Here is a 20,479-nt window from a genome sequence, read left to right as displayed (position 1 = left end):
AACCTGTTCCGTGTCCTACCGCTGCGGCGCTTGTTCGGCGGCCTTGCGGTCCTGCGCCATGGGATCGTGCGCCAGGATTTCGCCCTTGAAGACCCAAACCTTGACCCCGCAAGTGCCATAGGTCGTCTTGGCGGTCGCGACGCCGTAATCGATATCCGCGCGTAGCGTGTGCAACGGCACCCGGCCCTCGCGATACCACTCCATCCGCGCGATTTCGGCACCGCCGAGGCGGCCACCGCAATTGATGCGAATGCCCTGCGCGCCGAGGCGCATGGCGGACTGCACCGCACGCTTCATGGCGCGGCGGAAAGCAACCCGCCGCTCAAGCTGCTGGGCGATGTTCTCGGCCACCAAGGTCGCGTCGATCTCGGGCTTGCGGATCTCGACGATGTTCAGCGAGACCTCGGCGCCGGCAATCGCAGTCAGTTCCTTGCGGAGGACCTCGATGTCCTGGCCCTTCTTTCCGATGACGACGCCGGGACGCGCCGCATAGATCGTGACGCGCGGCTTCTTCGCCGGGCGCTCGATTACCACGCGGGAAACGCCGGCGCCGGACAAACGGCGGCGCAGGAACAGGCGGAGCTTCAGATCCTCATGGAGAAGCTTCGCGTAGTCGCGGTTCGCGAACCAGCGGCTCTCCCAGGTGCGGTTGATGCCAAGCCGCAAGCCAATCGGGTTAACTTTGTGACCCATGTTACGCGGCCTCCTGCGTAGTCTCGGGCGCGGCCGCTTCCTGCGCCCGCTCGGCAACGACGATCCTGAGATGGGCGAACCACTTCTCGACGCGGGAAGCGCGACCGCGACCGCGCGCCTGGAAGCGGCGCATGACGATCGAGCGGCCAACCTCGGCGCGCGTCACCACCAGCCGATCGACGTCGAGCTGATGATTGTTCTCGGCATTCGCGATGGCGCTCTGCAGTGCCTTGCGAACATCCTGGGCGATCCGCTTCTTGCTGAAGGTCAGCGTCGCGACAGCTTTCGCCGCCGGCTGGTTGCGGATCATGCCCGCCACCAGGTTCAGCTTGCGCGGGCTCACGCGGATATTGCTGACCAGAGCCTGAGCTTCAGTCTCAGCCAGCTTACGAGGGGTTTTTGGCTTGCTCATGAATCAGCCCCGCTTCGCCTTCTTGTCCGCCGAATGGCCGGTGAAGGTCCGCGTCGGCGAGAACTCGCCGAATTTGTGACCCACCATATTCTCGTTCACCACCACGGGCAGGAACTTGTGCCCGTTATAGACCCCGAAGGTGAGGCCGATGAACTGCGGCAGAATCGTCGACCTGCGCGACCAGATCTTGATGATCTCGTTGCGGCCAGAGGCGCGTGACGTCTCGGCCTTGTTCAGGAGGTACCCGTCCACGAACGGGCCTTTCCAAACGGAGCGTGCCATGAATCAGCCCTTGCTCTTGTTGCGCCGGCGGATGATCAACTTGTCCGTCCGCTTGTTGACGCGAGTCTTGTAACCCTTGGTCGGCTTGCCCCAAGGCGTAACCGGATGACGACCGCCCGAGGTGCGACCTTCGCCGCCGCCGTGCGGATGATCGACCGGGTTCATCACGACGCCACGGTTATGCGGGCGGCGGCCGAGCCAGCGGGAACGTCCCGCCTTGCCGATATGGATATTCGAGTTGTCGGCGTTGGACACGGCACCAATCGTCGCCATGCACTCAGCGCGAACCACGCGAAGCTCGCCCGACATCAGCTTGACCTGGGCATAGCCCGCATCCTTGCCGACGAGCTGGGCGAAGGTTCCGGCCGAGCGGGCAACCTTGGCGCCCGCGCCTTCCTTCATCTCGATATTGTGGATGATCGTGCCAACCGGGATCGCCGCCAGCGGCATCGCATTGCCGGGCTTGATATCCGCGCGCTGGCCGGCAACCACATTGTCGCCGACCGACAGGCGCTGCGGCGCGATGATATAGGCCAGCTCGCCATCGGCATACTTGATCAGCGCGATGAAGGCGGTGCGGTTCGGATCATATTCGATCCGCTCCACGCGAGCCGCGACATCCCACTTGCGCCGCTTGAAATCGACGATGCGGTAAGTCTGCTTGTGTCCGCCGCCCCGGAACCGAACAGTGGTGCGGCCATGGTTGTTGCGACCGCCCGAGGAGGACTTGCCCTCGGTCAGGCCCTTAACCGGCTTGCCTTTCCACAGCTCCTTGCGCGACACCAAGACGGTGTTGCGCAGGCTGGGCGTGACGGGATTGAATTGCTTTAGCGCCATGATCCTATTCCCGTCGCCTCAGCTTAGGCTCGTGGTGAAGTCGATCGACTGGCCGTCTGCCAGCTGCACGATCGCCTTCTTGACATCCGACCGCACGCCGGGCCGGCCGCGGAACCGCTTCGTCTTGCCCTTGGTGATCAGCGTATTCACGCCCATCACCTTCACCCCGAACAGCGTCTCAACCGCGAGCTTGATCTCGGGCTTCGTCGCATCGAGCGCAACACGCAGCGTGACCTGGCCGCGCTCGTTCAGGATGGTCGCCTTCTCGGTGATCACCGGGCTGCGAATGACTTCGTACATCGCCTCGCGCGACATTTTCGCGGCGCGTTTGCGGGCGTTGAGACCGGGCGTGCTCATGCCGCGACTCCTGCCTTTTCTGTTTTCGCCGCGAGACGCGCGGTGAGGCCCTGTAGCCCCGCCGAGGTCACGACGAGAATGTCATGCCGCAGAATATCGAGCACGTTCGCGCCCGCCGTCGGCAGCACGTCGATGCCGATCACGTTGCGGCTCGCCAACAGGAAGCGCGCATCGACTTCACCATCGACGATCAGCGCCGAGCGCCAGCCGAGGGTGCGCAACTTCGCGACCAGATCCTTGGTCTTCTCGACGCCGGCCGCCGTATCGATCACCACCAGCTTGCCCTCCGCCTGCTTCTGCGACAGCGCGGAAATCAGGCCGAGGCGGCGGATCTTCTTCGGCAGATCATAGCCGTGGTCGCGAACGACCGGACCATGGACCACGCCACCGGTGCGGAACTGCGGCGCGCGCAGGCTGCCCTGGCGTGCATTGCCCGTGCCCTTCTGCCGATACGGCTTCCGCGTGGTGCCGGAAACCTCGGAGAGGCCCTTTACCTTGTGGTTGCCACCGCGGCTGCGGCTGCGCTGCCAGTGCACCACACGCGCCATGATATCGGGGCGCGGCGTGATGCCGAAAATTTCGTCTGACAGCTCGACCGAACCGGCGTCGCCGTTGTCGAGCGTCTTGATATCAGCTTGCATCTCGCGCTCCTCAGCTCGCCAGCGCGGCGGGATAGGCCGCATCGGCGTGGCGAGGCCGCTTGATGGCATCCCGCACCAGCACATAACCGCCAGCGGCACCCGGCACCGCGCCTGCAACCATGATGACCCCGCGCTCGGCATCGACCGCCGCGATCTCGAGGTTGAGCACCGTGATGCGCTCATGGCCGAGATGGCCCGCCATCTTCTTATTCTTGAATGTCTTGCCTGGATCCTGGCGATTACCCGTCGAGCCGTGGCTTCGATGGCTGACCGACACGCCGTGAGACGCTTCGAGACCGGCAAAGTTCCAGCGCTTCATGGCGCCGGCAAAACCCTTGCCCTTGGACGTGCCGGTCACGTCGATCTTCTGGCCGACCACGAAATGGGCCGCGGAAATGACCGAACCCGGCGGCACCAGCGCATCCGCAGCGACCCGGAACTCGACAACCTTCTTCGCGGGCTCGACCTTCGTTTTCGCGAAGTGGCCACGGTTGGGCTGCGAGACATTCTTGACCTTGGCCAGGCCCCAGCCGAGCTGCACCGCGGTGTAGCCGTCCGTTTCCTCGGTACGGGTGGAGATCACCCGCAGCTGGTCAAGATGAAGGACGGTGACAGTGACGTGACTGCCATCCTCCTTGAAGATCCGGGACATGCCCAGCTTCTTAGTGATTATTCCGGTGCGCATCGCCGCGGTCTTTCCAGTCTCAGATCTTAATCTCGACGTCCACGCCAGAGGCGAGGTCGAGCTTCATCAGCGCGTCCACCGTCTGCGGCGTGGGCTCGACGATGTCGAGAAGGCGGTAGTGAGTGCGAATCTCGAACTGCTCGCGGCTCTTCTTGTCGACATGCGGTCCGCGCAACACGGTGAACTTCTCGATGCGCATCGGCAGCGGGATCGGGCCGCGAACATTGGCGCCTGTACGCCTCGCCGTGTTGACGATCTCCCGCGTGCTGGCGTCCAGCACGCGGTGATCATACGCCTTCAGGCGAATGCGTATGTTTTGGTTTTGGTTTTCCATAACAGGCTTCCAGTTCGCGACTTCGATCTCGTTCCGCCGGTATTACGCGACGACCTGAGCGACGACGCCGGCACCAACCGTTCGGCCACCCTCGCGGATAGCGAAGCGCAGGCCGTCATCCATCGCGATCGGCGCGATCAGCTCGACATCCATCGACACGTTGTCGCCGGGCATGACCATCTCCGTGCCCTCGGGCAGGGTGACGACGCCGGTAACGTCCGTGGTGCGGAAGTAGAACTGCGGGCGGTAGTTGGTGAAGAACGGCGTGTGACGGCCGCCTTCTTCCTTCGTCAGAATGTAGCTCTCGGCCTTGAATTTGGTGTGCGGCGTGATCGAGCCGGGAGCTGCCAGAACCTGGCCGCGCTCAACGTCTTCACGCTTCGTGCCGCGCAGCAGCGCGCCGATGTTGTCGCCGGCCTCGCCCTGATCGAGCAGCTTGCGGAACATCTCGACGCCCGTCGCGATGGTCTTCACCGTGTTCTTGATGCCGACGATTTCAACTTCGTCGCCAACCTTCAGGATGCCGCGCTCGATACGGCCCGTCACCACCGTGCCACGACCCGAGATCGAGAACACATCCTCGATCGGCATCAGGAACGGGCGATCCTTGGCACGCTCCGGCTGCGGGATATAGTTATCGACCGTCTCCATCAGCTTGATGATGGCCTGCTCGCCAATCTCGGGTGTCTTGTCCTCGAGCGCGGCTAGAGCGGAACCCTGGGTGATGGGGATATCGTCTCCGGGGAACTGATAGGAAGACAGCAGTTCGCGAACTTCCATTTCCACGAGCTCGAGAATCTCGGGATCGTCGACCATGTCGACCTTGTTCATGAACACCACCAGCGCCGGAACGCCGACCTGACGGGCGAGCAGGATGTGCTCGCGGGTCTGTGGCATCGGGCCATCGGCGGCGGACACGACCAGGATCGCGCCGTCCATCTGCGCCGCTCCCGTGATCATGTTCTTCACGTAGTCGGCATGGCCGGGGCAATCGACGTGGGCGTAGTGGCGGTTCTTCGTCTCGTACTCAACGTGAGCGGTCGAGATCGTGATGCCACGCGCCCGCTCCTCGGGAGCTTTGTCGATCTGGTCATAGGCCGTGAACGTGGCGCCACCCGACTTCGCCAGCACCTTGGTGATGGCCGCGGTCAGAGAGGTCTTTCCATGGTCAACGTGACCAATGGTGCCAATGTTGCAGTGAGGCTTATTGCGTTCGAATTTGGCCTTGGCCATCGTCTTCTCTCCGTGAGCCGACTTGCTAGCGACGGGTTAAATACTGTCTCGGTTACCAGCGATAATGGCTGAAGGCCTTGTTGGCCTCGGCCATCCGATGTGTATCCTCGCGCTTCTTCACGGCGGCGCCGCGATTGTTCACGGCGTCCAACAATTCATTGGATAGCCGGTCTTCCAACGTCTGCTCGCCGCGCTTGCGCGCCGAGTCGATGATCCAGCGAATCGCCAGCGCCTGACGGCGCTCCGTCCGAACTTCCACCGGCACCTGATAGGTCGCGCCGCCAACCCGGCGGGAGCGGACTTCCACGGTCGGCTTCACATTGTCCAGCGCCTCATGGAACATCCGCACCGGATCGGCGCTGGAGCCGCCACGGCGCTTCAACGAATCGAGCGCACCGTAAACGATACCCTCGGCGACGGACTTCTTGCCGTCGTACATCAGCACGTTCATGAAACGGCTGATTACGACATCGCCAAACTTCGCGTCCGGCAGGATTTCGCGCTTCTCGGCGCGGTGACGGCGACTCATGCCCCTGTCTCCTTACTTCGGACGCTTCGCGCCGTAGAGCGAACGGCGCTGACGACGCTTGGCGATGCCCTGGGTATCGAGCACGCCGCGCAAAATGTGGTACCGCACGCCGGGAAGATCCTTCACGCGGCCGCCGCGGATCAGGACGACGCTATGTTCCTGGAGGTTATGCCCCTCGCCAGGAATGTAGCAGACGACCTCATAGCCGTTCGTCAACCGGACCTTGGCCACCTTACGAAGCGCGGAGTTCGGCTTCTTAGGCGTCGTTGTATAGACCCGCGTGCAGACGCCGCGCTTCTGAGGGCAACCCTGCAGAGCCGGAACCTTGTTGCGCGCGCGGTTGGGCTCACGCCCATTCGCAATCAGCTGGTTGATCGTCGGCATAGACCTCGTTCCGATCCTCACATCCCGTCTTGGCCGGCCCATACTCGCAACAATGACCCACTACAGAGCATCGGCCCTGCAAGCGGGTTATGTCCTTGCCATGGCCTGGGCCCCTGGACGAGACAATGTCCCTTGGGCGGCACCGCGGCAGCGGAAGATACGAATATAGACCTAGACCTGGGGCACAGCGCCCAGGTTCGGCCGAGGGCGCGACACCTACCGGGGGGGTCCCCCCGAGTCAAGCTCCGTACCACGCATGATCGTCATGGCGGCTGCCCATCGGGGCGACAAAAGCGCCGTTCGGCCTCCGCCTGGGCCAAACAAGCTGTCCTCGGCGCCGCGTTATGGCAAGCTTGGTTGCGGTTCGGCAAGGAGCAAGCGCGCGTGGATCAGCACCCGAACGATGACCAGGGCCGGACGAATGGCGTGGCCCTTCTCCCCGCGCCGCGTGCCGCGCCGCAGGCCCTGCCACCTGGTAACGCGGCTGCCCGCCCCGGCAGAGGCGAAATCCTCGGGCATTTCGCCATGCGTGGGGATGTGCGGGCCGAACCCGGCGAGTGGCTAGGCATACCCGGCAGCGGATTGCGGCTCGAAGCCATCATGCTGCCCAGGCCGGTGAGCGATGCGCCGCCCGAAACCTCACCGGGCGTGGATTGCCAGATCGTCTTCGCACCCTTGGTGGTGACGACCTGGACGCCGCCCGGCACGCTGTGCGGCGCCCGCGGCATCGGCCTCGGCTGCGTCGGCGTGCGCTTCCGGCTTCACCCGGCCTCCACGCCCTTCTTCATCTGCCGCTACGATGTCGCGTTCACGGACGGCTCCCAGCGCCTCGACCAGCCAGGCATGGCCCCAGCGCTGGCGCCCGGTGGCGCGTTTGTCGAGGCCATCCGGCTCTGGATTCTGCGCCGGCCAGACGCCGCCCCTCTTGTGATGCTTGGTGGCGCCGCGATCGAAAACCAGCCGCCATGGCTCGAATTTCCGCCGACCGATGAGACGGTGGCCTGCAGGCTCCTCTCGCCCGCCTTCGAAGTGCGGCCGCCTGAGCAGCGGCACGGGGAACGCATTCCCGAGAAATACCGGCACGCCATGGAGGTATCGTGGAATCGCGGGGTCTTCCCGGCCAGCCCGGTCACGCTCCGCGTCCTGGAGGAGGCCGTCGTCTCGCGGGAAGGCATCGTGTTTGACCGAGATCTGCGGGTGGTGCCGGCCACCGGACGGCTATTTTCGGACGCCGACATCGCCGCCGCGGCGGCGAGCGCGTCTGCCGCGTTTGCACACGGCGCGATGCCCCGGGTCACCGGCCTTTCCGTGCTTTGCAAGAGCCGGGGAGCCCCCAACTACGGCCACTTCCTGGTGGAAATGCTGCCGCGCGCCGCGATGGCGCGGCAGATGATCCAGGGCTTCGAGCCGAGTTACATCGTCCACGAAAGCGATCTTCTGCCGGTGGTCCGCGATGCGCTGGACGCCATCGGCATTCCCCGCGAGGCCATACGCGCAACAGACGGCGCGCCGATACGATACGAGACGCTTCTGTTGCTGGACGGGCTGACCAATCACGGGATCTACCAATCGCCGCTCTGTGCCCGCATCCTGTCCGGCCTGGCCGCCAAGGCGCCGCGCGGGCCGTATAAAAGGATCTTCGTGCGGCGGCGGGCCACCACGCGTCCTTTGGTCAATGAGGCAGCGGTCGAGGCGGCGCTGAAGGCCCGCGGCTTCATCGCCATCGATCCGGCACGGATGACGCTCGGGGAGCAGGTCACGCTGTTCAAGGGCGCCCGCCTGGTGGTGGGGGCGCTCGGCGCGGCAATGACCAACCTGGCTTTCTGCGATGAGGGAACTCGCGTCGTCATGCTGACCGCGGCAAGCTTCCCAGATACTTTCTTCTGGTTTCTCTGCCGCCACCGCCGCCATCACTATCTGGAGATCCGTGGCATTGATCGCCCGGAGGGAGAAGGGCTGGCCGAGCCCTGGAGCGCGGGCTTCACCATTTCTGAAGACGATATCGCCTTTCTGGCGACTCTATGAGGGCCGCCGGATGATGAACGACGATTCGCGACTGCCAGGCACCCTGCCGCTCGACCACGGCCTGTTCGGGCGATTGCGGCGAGACGTGGCAGAAGACTGGGCACGCTACCTGCACCATCCCTTCCTCAAGGCGCTCGGCCGCGGCACCCTGCCCATGGAGGGGTTCCGCCGCTACCTGATCCAGGATTACCTCTACCTGATCCACTACGCCCGCGGTTACGCGCTGTCCGGCTACAAGAGCGAGCGGCTGGACGAGATCCGCGCCGCTTCCCGCGCACTGACCGCGATCCTCGATGTCGAGCTGCCGCTCCACATCGCCTATTGCCAGGGCTGGGGCCTCACGGAGAGCGAGATGGCGGCGACGCCCGAGGATCTCCGCATGCTCGCCTATACGCGTTTCTTCCTGGAGCGCGGCCTCTCGGGCGACAAGCTCGACCTGGAAGTGGCACTCGCGCCCTGCATCGCCGGCTATGCCGAAATCGGCGCGCTGCTCCGTGCTGATCCGGAGACGGTCATGGCGGGCAACCCCTATGCGCCATGGATCGAGAGCTATTCGAGCGAGGCCTTCCAGGCAGCCGCCGCACAGGCGATCCTGGCCATCGACCGGCTCGGCGCGGAACGCGGCGCGGTGGCGCGCTACCCCTCGCTCCTCACCACCTTCCGCGCGGCGACACGGCTGGAGGCCGAATTCTGGGGTATCGGCTGGCCGAAAGAGCAGGTGTAACCAGGAGAAGCTTGGAGGGTTTACAGGAGATGGCGGCATGACGGCCCCGGTTTCGGGACAGGCGATCGACGAGACCATTGACGGCGTCGGCCGCATCGAAAGTCGCGGTATCGACTTCATTCCCGAGCGGGACCGCAAGTCGCAACCGCGCGACATGGCCTGGGTCTTTTTCGGCACCCAGATCACCTACGGTTCGTTGCTGCTCGGGGCGGTGCCGGTCATTCTCGGCCTCGGCTGGTGGCAGGGCTTCACGGCCATCGTGGTCGGCACCTTGCTCGGCTCGCTGGCGGTCGCCGGCATGGCGCTGCTCGGGCCGCGCACCGGTACCAATGGCACGGTCAGCAGCGGCGCCTTCTTCGGCATCCGCGGCCGCTATGTCGGCTCCTTCATCACCCAGGTCATCGACCTCGGCTATTTCGCCCTGGTGCTCTGGATCAGCGCACCGCCCTTGCTTCAGGCCGGACACAGGCTATTCGGATGGCCGACCACCGGCACGACACTCAACGTCACGCTCGTGCTGATCGCCCTCGCCACTTTGGCCTGCGCCATCCTCGGCCATGCCACCATCGTCGCCTATGAGAAATTCACGGCCATCGCGAGCCTCGTCTGCCTCCTGCTGCTGACCTATTTCACGGTGACCCATTGGCACCCGCCAGCGACGCCACCGAAGCTCGCCTTGGGCGGCTTCTGGGCGACCTGGATGCTGGCGACGACGGCGCAGATCTCCAACGCCATCTCCTACGCGCCCTTCGCCGGCGACTATGCGCGCTATATGCCGGGGCGGACTCCGCCGCGCCGCCTCTTCGGCTGGTCGCTGCTCGGCATGGTGGCCGGCTGCATCGTGGCGCTGACCTGCGGCGAGATCATCGCGCTCGGGGTCTCCGATGCCGGCATCTCGACCAGCACGATGATGGACAACCTCCCGGCCGCCCTGCTGATCCCGGTGGCGCTAATCGGGCTGGTCGGCAATCTCACCAACGGGGCGATGGTCGCCTATAACGGCACGCTCGACCTGCATGCCATCCTATGGCGGATGCGGCGGCCCCAGGTCGGGCTCATCTTCGGGGCGATCGGCCTCGTCGTCGGCTATGTCGGCCTGGTCCTGTTCAACCTCACCGATTCGATCCTGGCGCTCTGCTCGGTGGTGACGGTGCTGGTGACGCCCTGGATCATGATCAATATCATCGGCTACCGCCAGCATGGCGGCCGCTTCGATCCGCGTGCCTTGCAGGCTTTCGGCGCGGGCAAGGAGCGCGGCGCCTATTGGTATGGGCATGGCTTCAACCGCGGCGCAGTGCTCGCCTGGCTGCTCGGCGTCGGCGTCGGCCTGCTCTTCACCAATACCAGCGTCTTCACCGGGCCCCTTGCGAATATCGCCTCCGGCGTCGATCTCAGCTTTATCAGCTCTGCTTTGGTCGCGGCCGCCATCTACCTCGCGATCGGCCGCGTCAGCACCGCAGGCGACCGCCGCTGACGGCTGGTGTCTTTGCGGTTTGGCAATGACATGCTAGGCTAACCTCGCGGCGCGGCTGCGGGCACCCGACCGGTGACGCGCTCGCCGGGACAGGGAGGCGCGCGCTTGGAGGGCATATGCGACACGCCTGCCGCCGGGCCGCGCCATGACATCGCCCCGGTGATCGACAGCGTTTGGTATTGCAGCCGCTACCCAGACGTCGCGCATGCCGGCATCGACCCGGTCGCCCACTACCTTGACGCCGGCTGGCGTGAGGGGCGCTGGCCCAGTCCTGTCTTCGACCCGGAGTGCTATCGCGCACAGGCTCCCGAAGCAGCGGAGGAGGAGCCCCTCGGCCACTACCTCTCGATCGGCGAGGCGCTGGGGCGGCGGCCCATCGCCTGGTTCGATCCGCGCTGGTATCGCGCCGCACAGAGTTTGCCTGATGGTACGTCCAGCCTCGCCCACTACCTCGCGCATCGCACAGACGGCACGGTCAGCCCCAATCCCGATTTCGACGTTCGCTTCTATCGGGAGCGCTACGCGGATATCGGGGTCGCGGTTATCGACCCCTACGAGCATTTCATGCTTGCCGGCCGGACCGAGGGCCGCTTGCCGCGCCGCGAAAGCGATATTCTGCGCGGCTCCGGACTGGTCGATCCCAACTATTACTTCATCAACGGACCCGACGTGCATGAGGCGGGACTCGATGCGGTCGAGCATTACACGCAACGTGGCTGGCAGGAGCAACGGCGGCCCAACCCCTATTTCGACGGTGTCTGGTACCGCCAGCGCTATGCTCCGCCGGGGACGATGAGCCCGCTCTGCCACTACGTTCTGGACGGCGAGGCGCAAGGCTTCCGACCAAGCCTCTATTTCGATCCGGCCTGGTATCGGGATGCCTACGGCCTCCCGGCCGCGCAATCCCCGCTGCGGCACTATCTCAGCCACCGGGCGGAGCGCGGCGTCAGCCCTTTGCCGCTCTTCGACATCGGATTCTACAAGTCTCGCCACGGCGCCGAGCTTGGCCGGGCGCGCGATATCTTCGCCCATTACCTCGCCGTCGGCGCCGCGCGAGACCTCGACCCCTCGCCCTGGTTCAATGCCGCCGCCTATCGCGCCGCCCATATGACGGGCCGGCCGCCCCCTCCGAACACGCCGGGCGAGGCACTCCTCAACCCGCTGCTGCATTTCCTGGCGACCTTCGTGCTGGGTGCCGCTCGGTAGATCAGGCGCGCGCCCACCGCTTTTGTCCCTCGCCGCCACCGATGCTAGACGCGCCAGCATGAGCCCAGGCCCGCAAACCCCTCGTCCCGCCAATGACGCCAGGCTCCCGGCGACCGAGACGGATCATGGCGCCGTGGTGATGGCGCTGCCGAAAGGCCGCATCCTCGGCGACTGCCTGCCTCTGCTTGAACGAGTCGGGCTGGAACCCGCCGCCGATCTGGCGGAGGATAGCAGCCGCCGCCTGCGCTTCCCGACCAGCGATCCCTTGCTCGACATCATCCGCGTCCGCTCCTTCGATGTCGCGACCTTCGTGGCCTTCGGGGCAGCCGAGATCGGCATTTGCGGCGCCGATGTGCTGATGGAATTCGACTATCCGGAAATCTATGCGCCGCTCGACCTCGGCATCGGCCGCTGCCGCGTCTCGGTCGCGGAGCCCGAGGAAACGGCGGGGCAGGGTGATCCCGAGCGCTGGTCGCGCGTCCGAGTGGCAACCAAATATCCTAATATCGCGCGCCGCCATTACGCAGCCCGCGGCATCCATGCCGAGGTTGTGCATCTTAGCGGCGCGATGGAAATCGCTCCGCGCCTCGGCCTCTCCCGGGTAATTGTCGATCTTGTCCAGACCGGTTCGACCCTGCGCGCCAATGGCCTCGTCGAGAGCGAGGTGATCGCGCACGTCACGAGCCGGCTCATCGTCAATCGCGCGGCGCTGAAGACACGGCCGCAGGCCATCGGCGGCTGGATCGAACGTTTTCGCGCCGCACTCGACAAGGCCGCTGCCTGACTCATGCATCTTGCGCATCGGCTGATTCACGCGCCAGACCGTTCAAATTGATAAGTAATCCGCTCTCACGGCGTCGTGGCCGCAAGCTCTAGACCGCTATGAGCGGAGATCCTTGCATTACGCCGGCGTCCGATATGGGCTACGCACAAAGAATTGACCGGATTCCAAACCGCGAGAGAGAATTCTTGTTCGATGGTGGACTGCGGCGAGTGGCCGCTGCCGCCGGTTGGATGCTCCGGGGAACTAAGACAATGCGGATTCAACACTCGGGATATTGAGGGAATTTTAGCCGAGGGCGCTTTACCCTGTCGACATCGCGAGGATTACGCGACTACGGGAGAGGCCTTTGTCAGGTTCGATTTCATCCGCCATCACCCAGGGCATTACCCTGAGCACCAATCCGACGACGATCACCGCGAGCGGTACGATCACCGCCAGCACCGGCGTCGCCATATCGGGCCTCGCGACTCCTTGGACGCTCGGCAACAGCGGCATCGTCACGGCCTCCGCATCCGGCGCGGACGGCGTGTCGCTGACGGCCGGTGGTGTCGTGATTAACCTCGGCACGATCTCCGCCTATCGTAACGGCATCGACGTGACGGGTGCCGCTGGCACCGTCACGAATAGCGGCACGCTGGACTCGAGCGCGATCAAGATCGAGGCCACACCTCTGCCGAATACCTATAACGGTGTGTATCTCGCGGTCGGCGGCATCGTCACCAATCTCAGCGGCGGCGTCATCTTTGGTGGCTTTGACGGCATCGACGTCGAAAGCGGCACCGGCATTGTCAGCAATGACGGCGATATCCACGTCTCGACGGCTGAGGGGAACGGCGTCAATTTGCTGGGGAGCGGCAGCGTCACCAACCTCACTGACGGCAGCATCACCGGAACCTTCATTGGTGTCGGGGTCTACGGTGGCGTCGGCACTGTGACGAACAGCGGCACCATCAACGCGATGCAAGTGCTGGTGCGTGGCGGCTATGGCGTCTACCTGGCACATGGCGGCGTCATCACGAACCTCACCGGCGGTTCGATCAGCGGCGCCGCCTACGGCGTCCTGACGGGACCGACAGGGCCGCTTGCCTTCAGTAACGCAGGTTATATCTATGGCGGCGCGATCGGCGCCGACCTCGCCGATGGCGGGACGCTCACCAACACGGGCACCATTATCGGCGACTTGACCGGCGTCTCCCTGCTCAGCGGCACGCTGGTCAACGCGGGCATCATAAGCGCGGCCAGACTGACCGGAACCGCCATCCGCTTCGGCACCAATCAGGCCGATCGCCTGGTGGTGGAGACAGGTGCCGTCTTCGGGGGCACAGTCAGTGGCGGCGGCGCCAATAGCGTGCTGGAACTCGCGGCATCGGAGACTCAGAACACACTCGCGGGTCTCGGCACGACGATCACGAATTTCCCGACGATCGCCTTCGATTCTGGCGCCCAATGGCAAATCAGCGGCACCGCCGCCGCTTTCAATGCCGTGCAGACCATCACCGGCTTCTCGACAGGCGACACCATCCGCCTCACCGGCGTCACCGGCCTCTCCTCCACCTTCGACACAACGACGGATCAACTGACGCTAAGCGGCGGCGGCAATACCTATGTCCTGAAATTCGACAGCGCCTTCACCAATGAGACCGTCACCACCCAGGTTTCCGGCAGCGACACGACCGTCACGCTCATTCCCTGTTTCGCCGCGGGCACGCGCATTGCAACACCGGGCGGCGAGACGCCCGTCGAGAAACTGCGCGAGGGCGATCGCGTACTGACGGCTTTCGGCGAACTTATGAGGATCACCTGGGCGGGGCATCGCCGCGTGCAATGCGACACGCATCCGACGCCCGATCGTGTCCTGCCAATCCGCGTCGCGGCGCATGCCTTCGCCGAGCACGAACCCCACCGCGACCTGCTGCTATCGCCCGATCACGCCGTCCTGGTGAATGAAGTACTCGTGCCGGTAAAGCACCTCGTGAACGGCAGCTCGATCCGCCAGGTCAATGCCAATACGATCACCTACTACCACATCGAATTGCCGCGCCATTCCGTGCTGCTGGCGGAGGGTCTGCCGGCCGAGAGCTACCTCGACGTCGGCGATCGCGGATCCTTCGGCAACAACAGCGGTCTCACGCAGCTCCAGCCCGTTTTCGGTGGAGAAGGTCCCAATGCCATGATGATTCGGGACGCGCTGGCCTGCGCGCCGCTTTGCGTCCTCGGCCCCGAGGTCGATGCCGCGCGGTCGCTCCTCGCATCGCGTCTATCCCTTCTGGAACCGGAGAGGGATCTCGGCGCACTGACCCCACGCGCCTCGCGGCGCCATTGCCAGCCTCCTCACACCGCGCGAGGTTCCCCTCCATGACCGATGCGAGGACGACCCGATGAGCGAGACCACTCCGGCCGACGAAGCACCCGCCATCAAGACCGAAGTGGACGGACGCATCGGACGCATCCTCCTGAACCGCCCGCGGACGCTGAACGCCCTCGACCTTTCAATGGTGCAGCAACTCCAGGAGACTTTGGAGAATTGGCGGGACGAACCGGCGATCCATGCCGTCGTCGTGCAGGGCGCCGGCCGTGCCTTCTGTGCCGGCGGCGACGTGAAACGAGTTCGCACCCTCGTCCTGGCAGGCGCCATCGACGAGGCGCAGACCTTCTTCGCCGAGGAATATCTGCTCAACGCGACCATCGCGGCCTTCCCCAAGCCTTATGTAGCGCTGATCGACGGCATCTGCATGGGCGGCGGCCTCGGCATCTCCGTTCACGGCTCCTACCGCATCGTCACCGAGCAGGCGGTCCTCGCTATGCCGGAAACCTCCATCGGCCTTGCGCCGGATATCGGGGCGAGCTTCTTCCTGCCGCGCCTGCCGGGCGCCCTCGGAGTCTATCTCGGCCTGACCGGAGAGCGGGTGACGGGCGCCGATGCGGTGCATCTCGGTCTCGCCACGCATTTCGTTCCGAGTGCCGACCTGGCGTCACTCTCGGAGGAACTGGCGCTCGATGGCGTGGCCGTGCTCGCGACCCATGCCATAGCGCCGCCGCCTTTCACCTGGGCGGCCGACCGGGCAGCCATCAACCGCTGCTTCTCCGCCGAGACGGTGGAGGAGATCATGCAGCGGCTCGCCGCGGAAGGCGCGCCATGGGCGATCCGCGCCCGTGATGTGATGGCGAGCGCCTCGCCCTCATCGCTCGCCTGGTCGCTGGGTCTGCTGCAGCGTGGCAGCCGGCGCGACCTGCCGGCATGCCTCGAAGCGGAGATGAACCTCGTCGCGCAGATCATCACCTTGCCGGATTTCCAGGAGGGCGTGCGCGCCATGATCGTCGACAAGGACCGCAAGCCAAACTGGCAGCCGGCGCATATCGACGAAGTCGATGACGACGTGATCGATGATTTGCTGGCGGAGGAGGAGTGACGGCGGCGAGTGCCAGGCACTGACCGGCCTTGCAACCGTTTCGTCATGCTCGGCGAAGGCCGGGCATCCACGCCTTGCCTCGTGCCGCGAGTAAGGCGTGGATCTTCGGCCTTCGCCGAAGATGACGTGGAACCCTCGCCGTTAGTCTGACAGCCGCCCGCTACGCAGCCGTCGCCTGATCGTGCAGCCCATGCCGGATCGCCTGGCCATTCGCGACATCGAAGACATGGACGGCATCTTCCGGCGCAATGATGCCGACCTCGGCGCCTACCGGCGCCACCACATGACGGCCCGCCACCGCGATCAGGAAACAGCCGCCGACCTGCACGCCGACATGGCTGTGGTCGCCCAGCCAATGGTTCGTCACCACCCGTCCCCGTAGCGTCGCCCCGGCCAGATCCTCCGAGACCCGTAGCTTATGCGGCCGCATCCCGATCATCACGCGGCTACCGGGCGGCAAAGCTCCCTGCCGCAACGGCAGCGTAAAAGCGGCGGCGCCTTCGTTATCGAAAACCTGAAGAACCCCGCCTGCCACCTCGGCGGAAAACAAATTCATCGGCGGCTCCCCGATAAAGGATGCCACGAACAGATTGCTCGGCCGCTCGCGCAAATCCTCGGGCGTGCCGAATTGCTGCAACAGCCCGTTATCCATGACAGCGATGCGATCGGCCAAAGCGATGGCCTCCGTCTGGTCATGCGTCACGATCACCGTCGTCATTTTATTGGCGATGAGATGGTCCTTGATCCGCGCCCGCAGCAAAGCCCGCAACTGCGGCTCAAGCTGCGACATCGGCTCGTCGAGCAGATAGATCGCGGCCTTGCGAATAAGCGCCCGCGCCAGGCTGACACGCTGTTGCTGGCCGCCGGAAAGACCCGGCGGATAGCGCTCCATCATGGGCCCCAGTTCCAGCATGTCGCTGATCTCGCCGACACGTTTGTCGATCTCGGCGCGCGGCGTACGGTCCCGCAACAGGCTGAACGCGATATTGTCGCGCACCTTCAGCGGCGGATACAGCGCATAGCCCTCGAAGGCCATCGCGATATTCCGCTCGGCCGGCTTGAGATTATTCACGATGCGGTCGCCGAGTTTGACCGTCCCCTCGGTCACGCTCTCGAACCCCGCGACCATTCGCAAAGTGGAGGTTTTGCCGCAGCCCGAGGAACCGAGCAGCGCGATAATCTCGCCATCCTCGATCTTCATCGAGACGTGATCGACCGCGCGGTCACGCGAGCCCGGATATATCTTCGAGATATCGTCGAGATCGAGTGTCGCCATCAGCGGTGCATCCTCACCGGAGCGCTCATAACCGCGCGCCCCCGGCCGTATCGAAGAAATGCGAATGCGATAGGTCGAGCGTCGCCCAGGCTTCGCGCCGGCCGCGCTGCCCCGATCCCGCCATATGGCCCTGCGGTGCGCTCGCGAAAATCTCGGTGCCGTCGCGGGCGCGCAGCAGCATGACCTCGCGGTCATTGAGCGGCGTCACCGCATCGATCTCCACCGGCATGGCGCCTGGCTGCGCCTCGAACCCTACGGCCACATCCTCTGGCCGCAGCCCCAGCACGCAGCCATCACGCGCGCCGGCACCGCCGGGCAGCGCCACATCCGTCGAGGCAACGCGAATCTGCGCGCCCTGACTGCCGGGCACGGTGCTCACCGGCAGAAGATTGATCGGCGGATCGCCGAACAGCCGGGCGATGCGGCTATTCGCGGGGCGCTCGTAAATCTCGCGCGGCGTGGCGATCTGCTCGATCCGGCCATCCACCAGCACGGCGATACGGTCGCCCAGCGCCATCGCCTCCTTGTAGTCCTGCGTCACGTAAACCACGGTGGTTTCCCGCGCGCGGAGCAATTGCGGCAATTCCAGCCGCATCTCGTAGCGCACTTTCGCATCCACGTTGCGCAGCGGATCATCGAGCAGAATAAGGTTCGGCTTGGCGATCAGGCTGCGGGCAAGGGCGGTGCGCTGCTTCTGCCCGTTCGACAGAGCTTTCGGCAGATGGCTCACCACATGATCGATGCGCAGCAGCTTCGCGACTTCGTGCACCCGCTGGTCCACCTCGGACTGCGCTATGCGGCGAGACCGCAAGGGGCTCGCGATATTCTCATAGGCCGTCATATGCGGATAGAGCGCGAAATTCTGGAACGCCATGCCGAGATGGCGATGTTCCGGGTTGAGATCGGTGATGTCCCGTCCATCGACAATGATATTGCCGCGATCGGGCCGGATCATGCCCGCGATCAGCCGCAACAGTACGGTTTTGCCCGCACCTGACGGCCCGAAAACCACCAGCGTCTCCAGCCGGTCGACCGTGAAGCTGAGGTCTTGGATGACCTCCTGTTTCTTGTAAGCCTTGGACAGGCGCTGGACTGTCAGGAACGACATGAAGTTTTCCTCAGCCCTTGATGGCGCCGAGGCTGAGGCCCTCGACGAGATAGCGTTGCGTGAAGATCGCCAGCACCAGCGTCGGAATCACCGACAGCACCAGCGCCGCCGCGATCTGCCCGTATTCGATGCCCGAGGCTGTGATGAAAGCGAGCGCGCCGACCGTTACTGGCTGCACCGAACTCGATCCCAGGATCAGCGCGAAAATGAAGTTGTTCCACGCATAGATAAAGGCGAGCAGAGCGGCGGCGGCGATGCCGGGGCGGGCCAGGGGAATCGCGATCTTGAAGAAAGTCGCGAGCCAGCTATGGCCGTCGAGGCGGTAGGCGAGTTCAATATCCTCGCTGACATCCTCGAAATAGCCGCGCACGATCCAGAGAACCAGCGGCAAAGTGATGAGCTGGTAGACCCAGACGAGACCGAAATAGGTGTCGTACAGGCCGATCACCTGGAAGTAGCGCAGCAGCGGCAGCAGCACGAGCAGCGGCGGCGCGAAGCGAAAGCTCAACAGGGTAAAGGCCATATCCTCGCCGCCACGAAACTTGAAGCGGGCGAAGGCATAGGCGGCGGGCACGCCCAGGATTAGCGAAACCACGACCGAACAGACGCTCAGGATCACGCTGTTCATCATATTGCGCATGTAGTCGACGGTCATCGTTCCGACGCCACCGCCGAGCTTGCCCAGAATCAGCGAAACATAGTTGTGCAGAGTCGGCGAGAAGAAGAGTCGCGGTGGGCTGCGCAGGATATCGCCGTTCGTCTCAAACGACATCAGCACGATCCAGATCAGCGGAAACAGAAAGAACACCGCGACGATCAGCATGAGAATGCCGCGCACGGGGGAGAAGGAGGCGCTCTTCATGATGGTGAGGTCCCGCAGGAGGCTGGTCTTGGTCGGACGGTTTGCACACAGCCCCCATCCGTCATGGCACGCGAAGGCGTGCCATCCACGCCTTGCTTGCTCGACGAAGGCAAGGCGTGGATGCTCGGCCTGCGCCGAGCCTGACGGCTAACCTGGCCACAACGGATCCCACTCATCACCAACACCCTAAGCCAGCCCATGGGCGCGTTCGCGCAGACGCGTCCAGGTGCTCATGAAGTATTTGCTCAGCACGTAGGTGATCGCCCAGAGCACCATCAGGATCGCGGAGGAGCGGCCGATATTGGTGAAGGTGAAGGCCTGCAAATAGGACTGGATCTGGAACACCATCAGCGTGTCGCCCGGTCCGCCCTGCGTCATCGCATAGATGATGTCGAATTGCTGGATGCTGTCGAGCATGCGGAACAGCGTCGCCGTCAGCACGTATGGCAGCAGCATCGGCAGAAGAATGCGAAAGAAGACGAAGGTCTGCGGCACGCCATCCAGTTCCGCCGCCTCGAAAGGCTGTCGCGGCAGCCCGCGCAAACCCGCCAGCAAAAGGATCGCGATGAACGGCGTGTATACCCAGATATCCACCAGAACCACGGTGAACAACGCCGACGAAGGCGAGGTCGCCCAGCGGAAATTCGGAAAGCCCAGAACCGTGACGATGTAGCTCAGCACGCCGAAATTGGCGTTCGTCATAAGCTTCCACATCAGGCTCGCGATGGCCGGGGCCACCATCAGCGGCAGGATCAGCAAGACATTGAGCAGGTTCGTGACAAAGGACCGCCGCCACAGCAGCAGCGCGATGCCGAGACCGATCAGCAACTCGAACCCAACCGTAAAGACCGTATAGAGCAGCGACACCTCGACCGTGCGCCAGAATTCGGAACTATAGGCAAGCTTCACGTAATTGCCGAACCAGATGAATTTCCGCGCCTGCGGAAAGGCCAGGTTGTAGCGCTCGAGCGAATAGAAGACCGCCGTCAGGAATGGGATAAGGATGCCCACGCAAACCAGCAGCGCCGGCAGACTCAGGATATAGGGCAGCGCGCCCGCCCCTCGGCTGCGAAGCGGCGCGGGCGCCGTGGAGGTCGCGGAAGAATTGGCTGCCGACATGCGCGGTCCTTACAGTCCGTTTGAGAAAGGTCAGTCATGGGCGATCCGGCGTAAAAGCAGGCTTCCCATGGCGACATGGATCATGGCCTCGGACACGTCCAGCC

At 64.4% G+C, this 20,479-nt stretch carries 22 protein-coding genes; 7 read left to right on the top strand and 15 right to left on the bottom strand.

Going from position 1 to position 20,479, the window contains the following annotated elements; genetic code table 11:
- Window positions 1-15: 15 nt before the first annotated feature.
- The 11 genes from rpsC to rpsL are packed head-to-tail and all read right to left on the bottom strand — an operon-like array spanning window position 16 to window position 6,387.
- Entirely contained in the window at window positions 16-693 is a 678-nt protein-coding gene (gene rpsC, locus GSQ83_RS27885) for a 30S ribosomal protein S3 (RefSeq protein WP_158806172.1), read from the bottom strand.
- Between the two features lies 1 nt (window position 694).
- Window positions 695-1,105, bottom strand: a complete 411-nt coding sequence (gene rplV / locus GSQ83_RS27880) for a 50S ribosomal protein L22 (RefSeq protein ID WP_158806170.1) — start codon at window positions 1,103-1,105, stop codon at window positions 695-697.
- A 3-nt stretch (window positions 1,106-1,108) separates the two neighbouring features.
- Window positions 1,109-1,387 (bottom strand): 30S ribosomal protein S19, encoded by a 279-nt coding sequence (rpsS, locus tag GSQ83_RS27875; RefSeq protein WP_158806168.1) that lies wholly within the window; start codon window positions 1,385-1,387, stop codon window positions 1,109-1,111.
- A gap of 3 nt (window positions 1,388-1,390) precedes the next feature.
- A complete protein-coding gene (rplB, locus tag GSQ83_RS27870) occupies window positions 1,391-2,224 on the bottom strand; it encodes a 50S ribosomal protein L2 (protein ID WP_158806166.1) in 834 nt (277 codons plus the stop codon).
- 18 nt (window positions 2,225-2,242) lie between these two features.
- Window positions 2,243-2,539 (bottom strand): 50S ribosomal protein L23, encoded by a 297-nt coding sequence (locus GSQ83_RS27865; RefSeq protein ID WP_158806635.1) that lies wholly within the window; start codon window positions 2,537-2,539, stop codon window positions 2,243-2,245.
- 38 nt (window positions 2,540-2,577) lie between these two features.
- Complete coding sequence (gene rplD / locus GSQ83_RS27860) at window positions 2,578-3,222, bottom strand: 50S ribosomal protein L4 (RefSeq protein WP_158806164.1); 645 nt, start codon at window positions 3,220-3,222, stop codon at window positions 2,578-2,580.
- A gap of 10 nt (window positions 3,223-3,232) precedes the next feature.
- Window positions 3,233-3,907: a 50S ribosomal protein L3 gene (gene rplC / locus GSQ83_RS27855; protein ID WP_158806162.1), complete on the bottom strand. Its 675-nt coding sequence runs from the start codon at window positions 3,905-3,907 to the stop codon at window positions 3,233-3,235.
- A 19-nt stretch (window positions 3,908-3,926) separates the two neighbouring features.
- The gene (gene rpsJ / locus GSQ83_RS27850; protein WP_158806160.1) at window positions 3,927-4,241 is read right to left on the bottom strand and encodes a 30S ribosomal protein S10; all 315 of its coding nucleotides are present in this window, start codon (window positions 4,239-4,241) and stop codon (window positions 3,927-3,929) included.
- Window positions 4,242-4,283: 42 nt separating this feature from the next.
- On the bottom strand, window positions 4,284-5,474 hold the full coding sequence (tuf, locus tag GSQ83_RS27845) for an elongation factor Tu (protein ID WP_158806159.1): 1,191 nt from the start codon (window positions 5,472-5,474) through the stop codon (window positions 4,284-4,286).
- 52 nt (window positions 5,475-5,526) lie between these two features.
- A complete protein-coding gene (rpsG, locus tag GSQ83_RS27840; protein ID WP_158806157.1) occupies window positions 5,527-6,003 on the bottom strand; it encodes a 30S ribosomal protein S7 in 477 nt (158 codons plus the stop codon).
- A gap of 12 nt (window positions 6,004-6,015) precedes the next feature.
- Window positions 6,016-6,387: a 30S ribosomal protein S12 gene (gene rpsL, locus GSQ83_RS27835; protein WP_158806155.1), complete on the bottom strand. Its 372-nt coding sequence runs from the start codon at window positions 6,385-6,387 to the stop codon at window positions 6,016-6,018.
- 384 nt (window positions 6,388-6,771) lie between these two features.
- Here rpsL and GSQ83_RS27830 point away from each other — a divergent pair, with 384 nt between their 5' ends.
- The 7 genes from GSQ83_RS27830 to GSQ83_RS27800 all read left to right on the top strand — a co-directional run bounded on the left by GSQ83_RS27830 (window position 6,772) and on the right by GSQ83_RS27800 (window position 16,010).
- Entirely contained in the window at window positions 6,772-8,412 is a 1,641-nt protein-coding gene (locus GSQ83_RS27830; RefSeq protein ID WP_158806153.1) for a DUF563 domain-containing protein, read from the top strand.
- Between the two features lie 10 nt (window positions 8,413-8,422).
- Window positions 8,423-9,136 carry a TenA family protein gene (locus GSQ83_RS27825; RefSeq protein ID WP_254065958.1) on the top strand — a complete coding sequence of 238 codons (714 nt, stop codon included), beginning with the start codon at window positions 8,423-8,425 and terminating at the stop codon, window positions 9,134-9,136.
- A 37-nt stretch (window positions 9,137-9,173) separates the two neighbouring features.
- Window positions 9,174-10,610 carry a cytosine permease gene (locus tag GSQ83_RS27820; RefSeq protein WP_158806151.1) on the top strand — a complete coding sequence of 479 codons (1,437 nt, stop codon included), beginning with the start codon at window positions 9,174-9,176 and terminating at the stop codon, window positions 10,608-10,610.
- Window positions 10,611-10,715: 105 nt separating this feature from the next.
- Window positions 10,716-11,816 carry a hypothetical protein gene (locus GSQ83_RS27815; RefSeq protein ID WP_158806149.1) on the top strand — a complete coding sequence of 367 codons (1,101 nt, stop codon included), beginning with the start codon at window positions 10,716-10,718 and terminating at the stop codon, window positions 11,814-11,816.
- Between the two features lie 139 nt (window positions 11,817-11,955).
- Window positions 11,956-12,600: an ATP phosphoribosyltransferase gene (hisG, locus tag GSQ83_RS27810; RefSeq protein ID WP_254065983.1), complete on the top strand. Its 645-nt coding sequence runs from the start codon at window positions 11,956-11,958 to the stop codon at window positions 12,598-12,600.
- 346 nt (window positions 12,601-12,946) lie between these two features.
- On the top strand, window positions 12,947-14,959 hold the full coding sequence (locus GSQ83_RS27805; RefSeq protein ID WP_158806145.1) for a Hint domain-containing protein: 2,013 nt from the start codon (window positions 12,947-12,949) through the stop codon (window positions 14,957-14,959).
- Window positions 14,960-14,978: 19 nt separating this feature from the next.
- On the top strand, window positions 14,979-16,010 hold the full coding sequence (locus GSQ83_RS27800) for an enoyl-CoA hydratase/isomerase family protein (RefSeq protein ID WP_158806143.1): 1,032 nt from the start codon (window positions 14,979-14,981) through the stop codon (window positions 16,008-16,010).
- Between the two features lie 160 nt (window positions 16,011-16,170).
- On the opposite strand, the gene GSQ83_RS27795 is transcribed toward GSQ83_RS27800, so the two are convergent.
- From GSQ83_RS27795 to GSQ83_RS27780, 4 genes are all read right to left on the bottom strand, one after another.
- A complete protein-coding gene (locus GSQ83_RS27795; protein ID WP_158806141.1) occupies window positions 16,171-17,286 on the bottom strand; it encodes an ABC transporter ATP-binding protein in 1,116 nt (371 codons plus the stop codon).
- Between the two features lie 25 nt (window positions 17,287-17,311).
- Entirely contained in the window at window positions 17,312-18,394 is a 1,083-nt protein-coding gene (locus GSQ83_RS27790; RefSeq protein WP_158806140.1) for an ABC transporter ATP-binding protein, read from the bottom strand.
- Window positions 18,395-18,404: 10 nt separating this feature from the next.
- Window positions 18,405-19,256 (bottom strand): carbohydrate ABC transporter permease, encoded by an 852-nt coding sequence (locus GSQ83_RS27785; protein ID WP_158806138.1) that lies wholly within the window; start codon window positions 19,254-19,256, stop codon window positions 18,405-18,407.
- A gap of 186 nt (window positions 19,257-19,442) precedes the next feature.
- Window positions 19,443-20,375: a carbohydrate ABC transporter permease gene (locus GSQ83_RS27780; RefSeq protein WP_158806136.1), complete on the bottom strand. Its 933-nt coding sequence runs from the start codon at window positions 20,373-20,375 to the stop codon at window positions 19,443-19,445.
- Between the last annotated feature and the right edge of the window lie 104 nt (window positions 20,376-20,479).

The organism is Acidisoma sp. L85, from assembly GCF_009765865.1.
Classification (GTDB): domain Bacteria; phylum Pseudomonadota; class Alphaproteobacteria; order Acetobacterales; family Acetobacteraceae; genus Acidisoma.
This window is presented reverse-complemented; position numbering and strand designations above follow the sequence as displayed.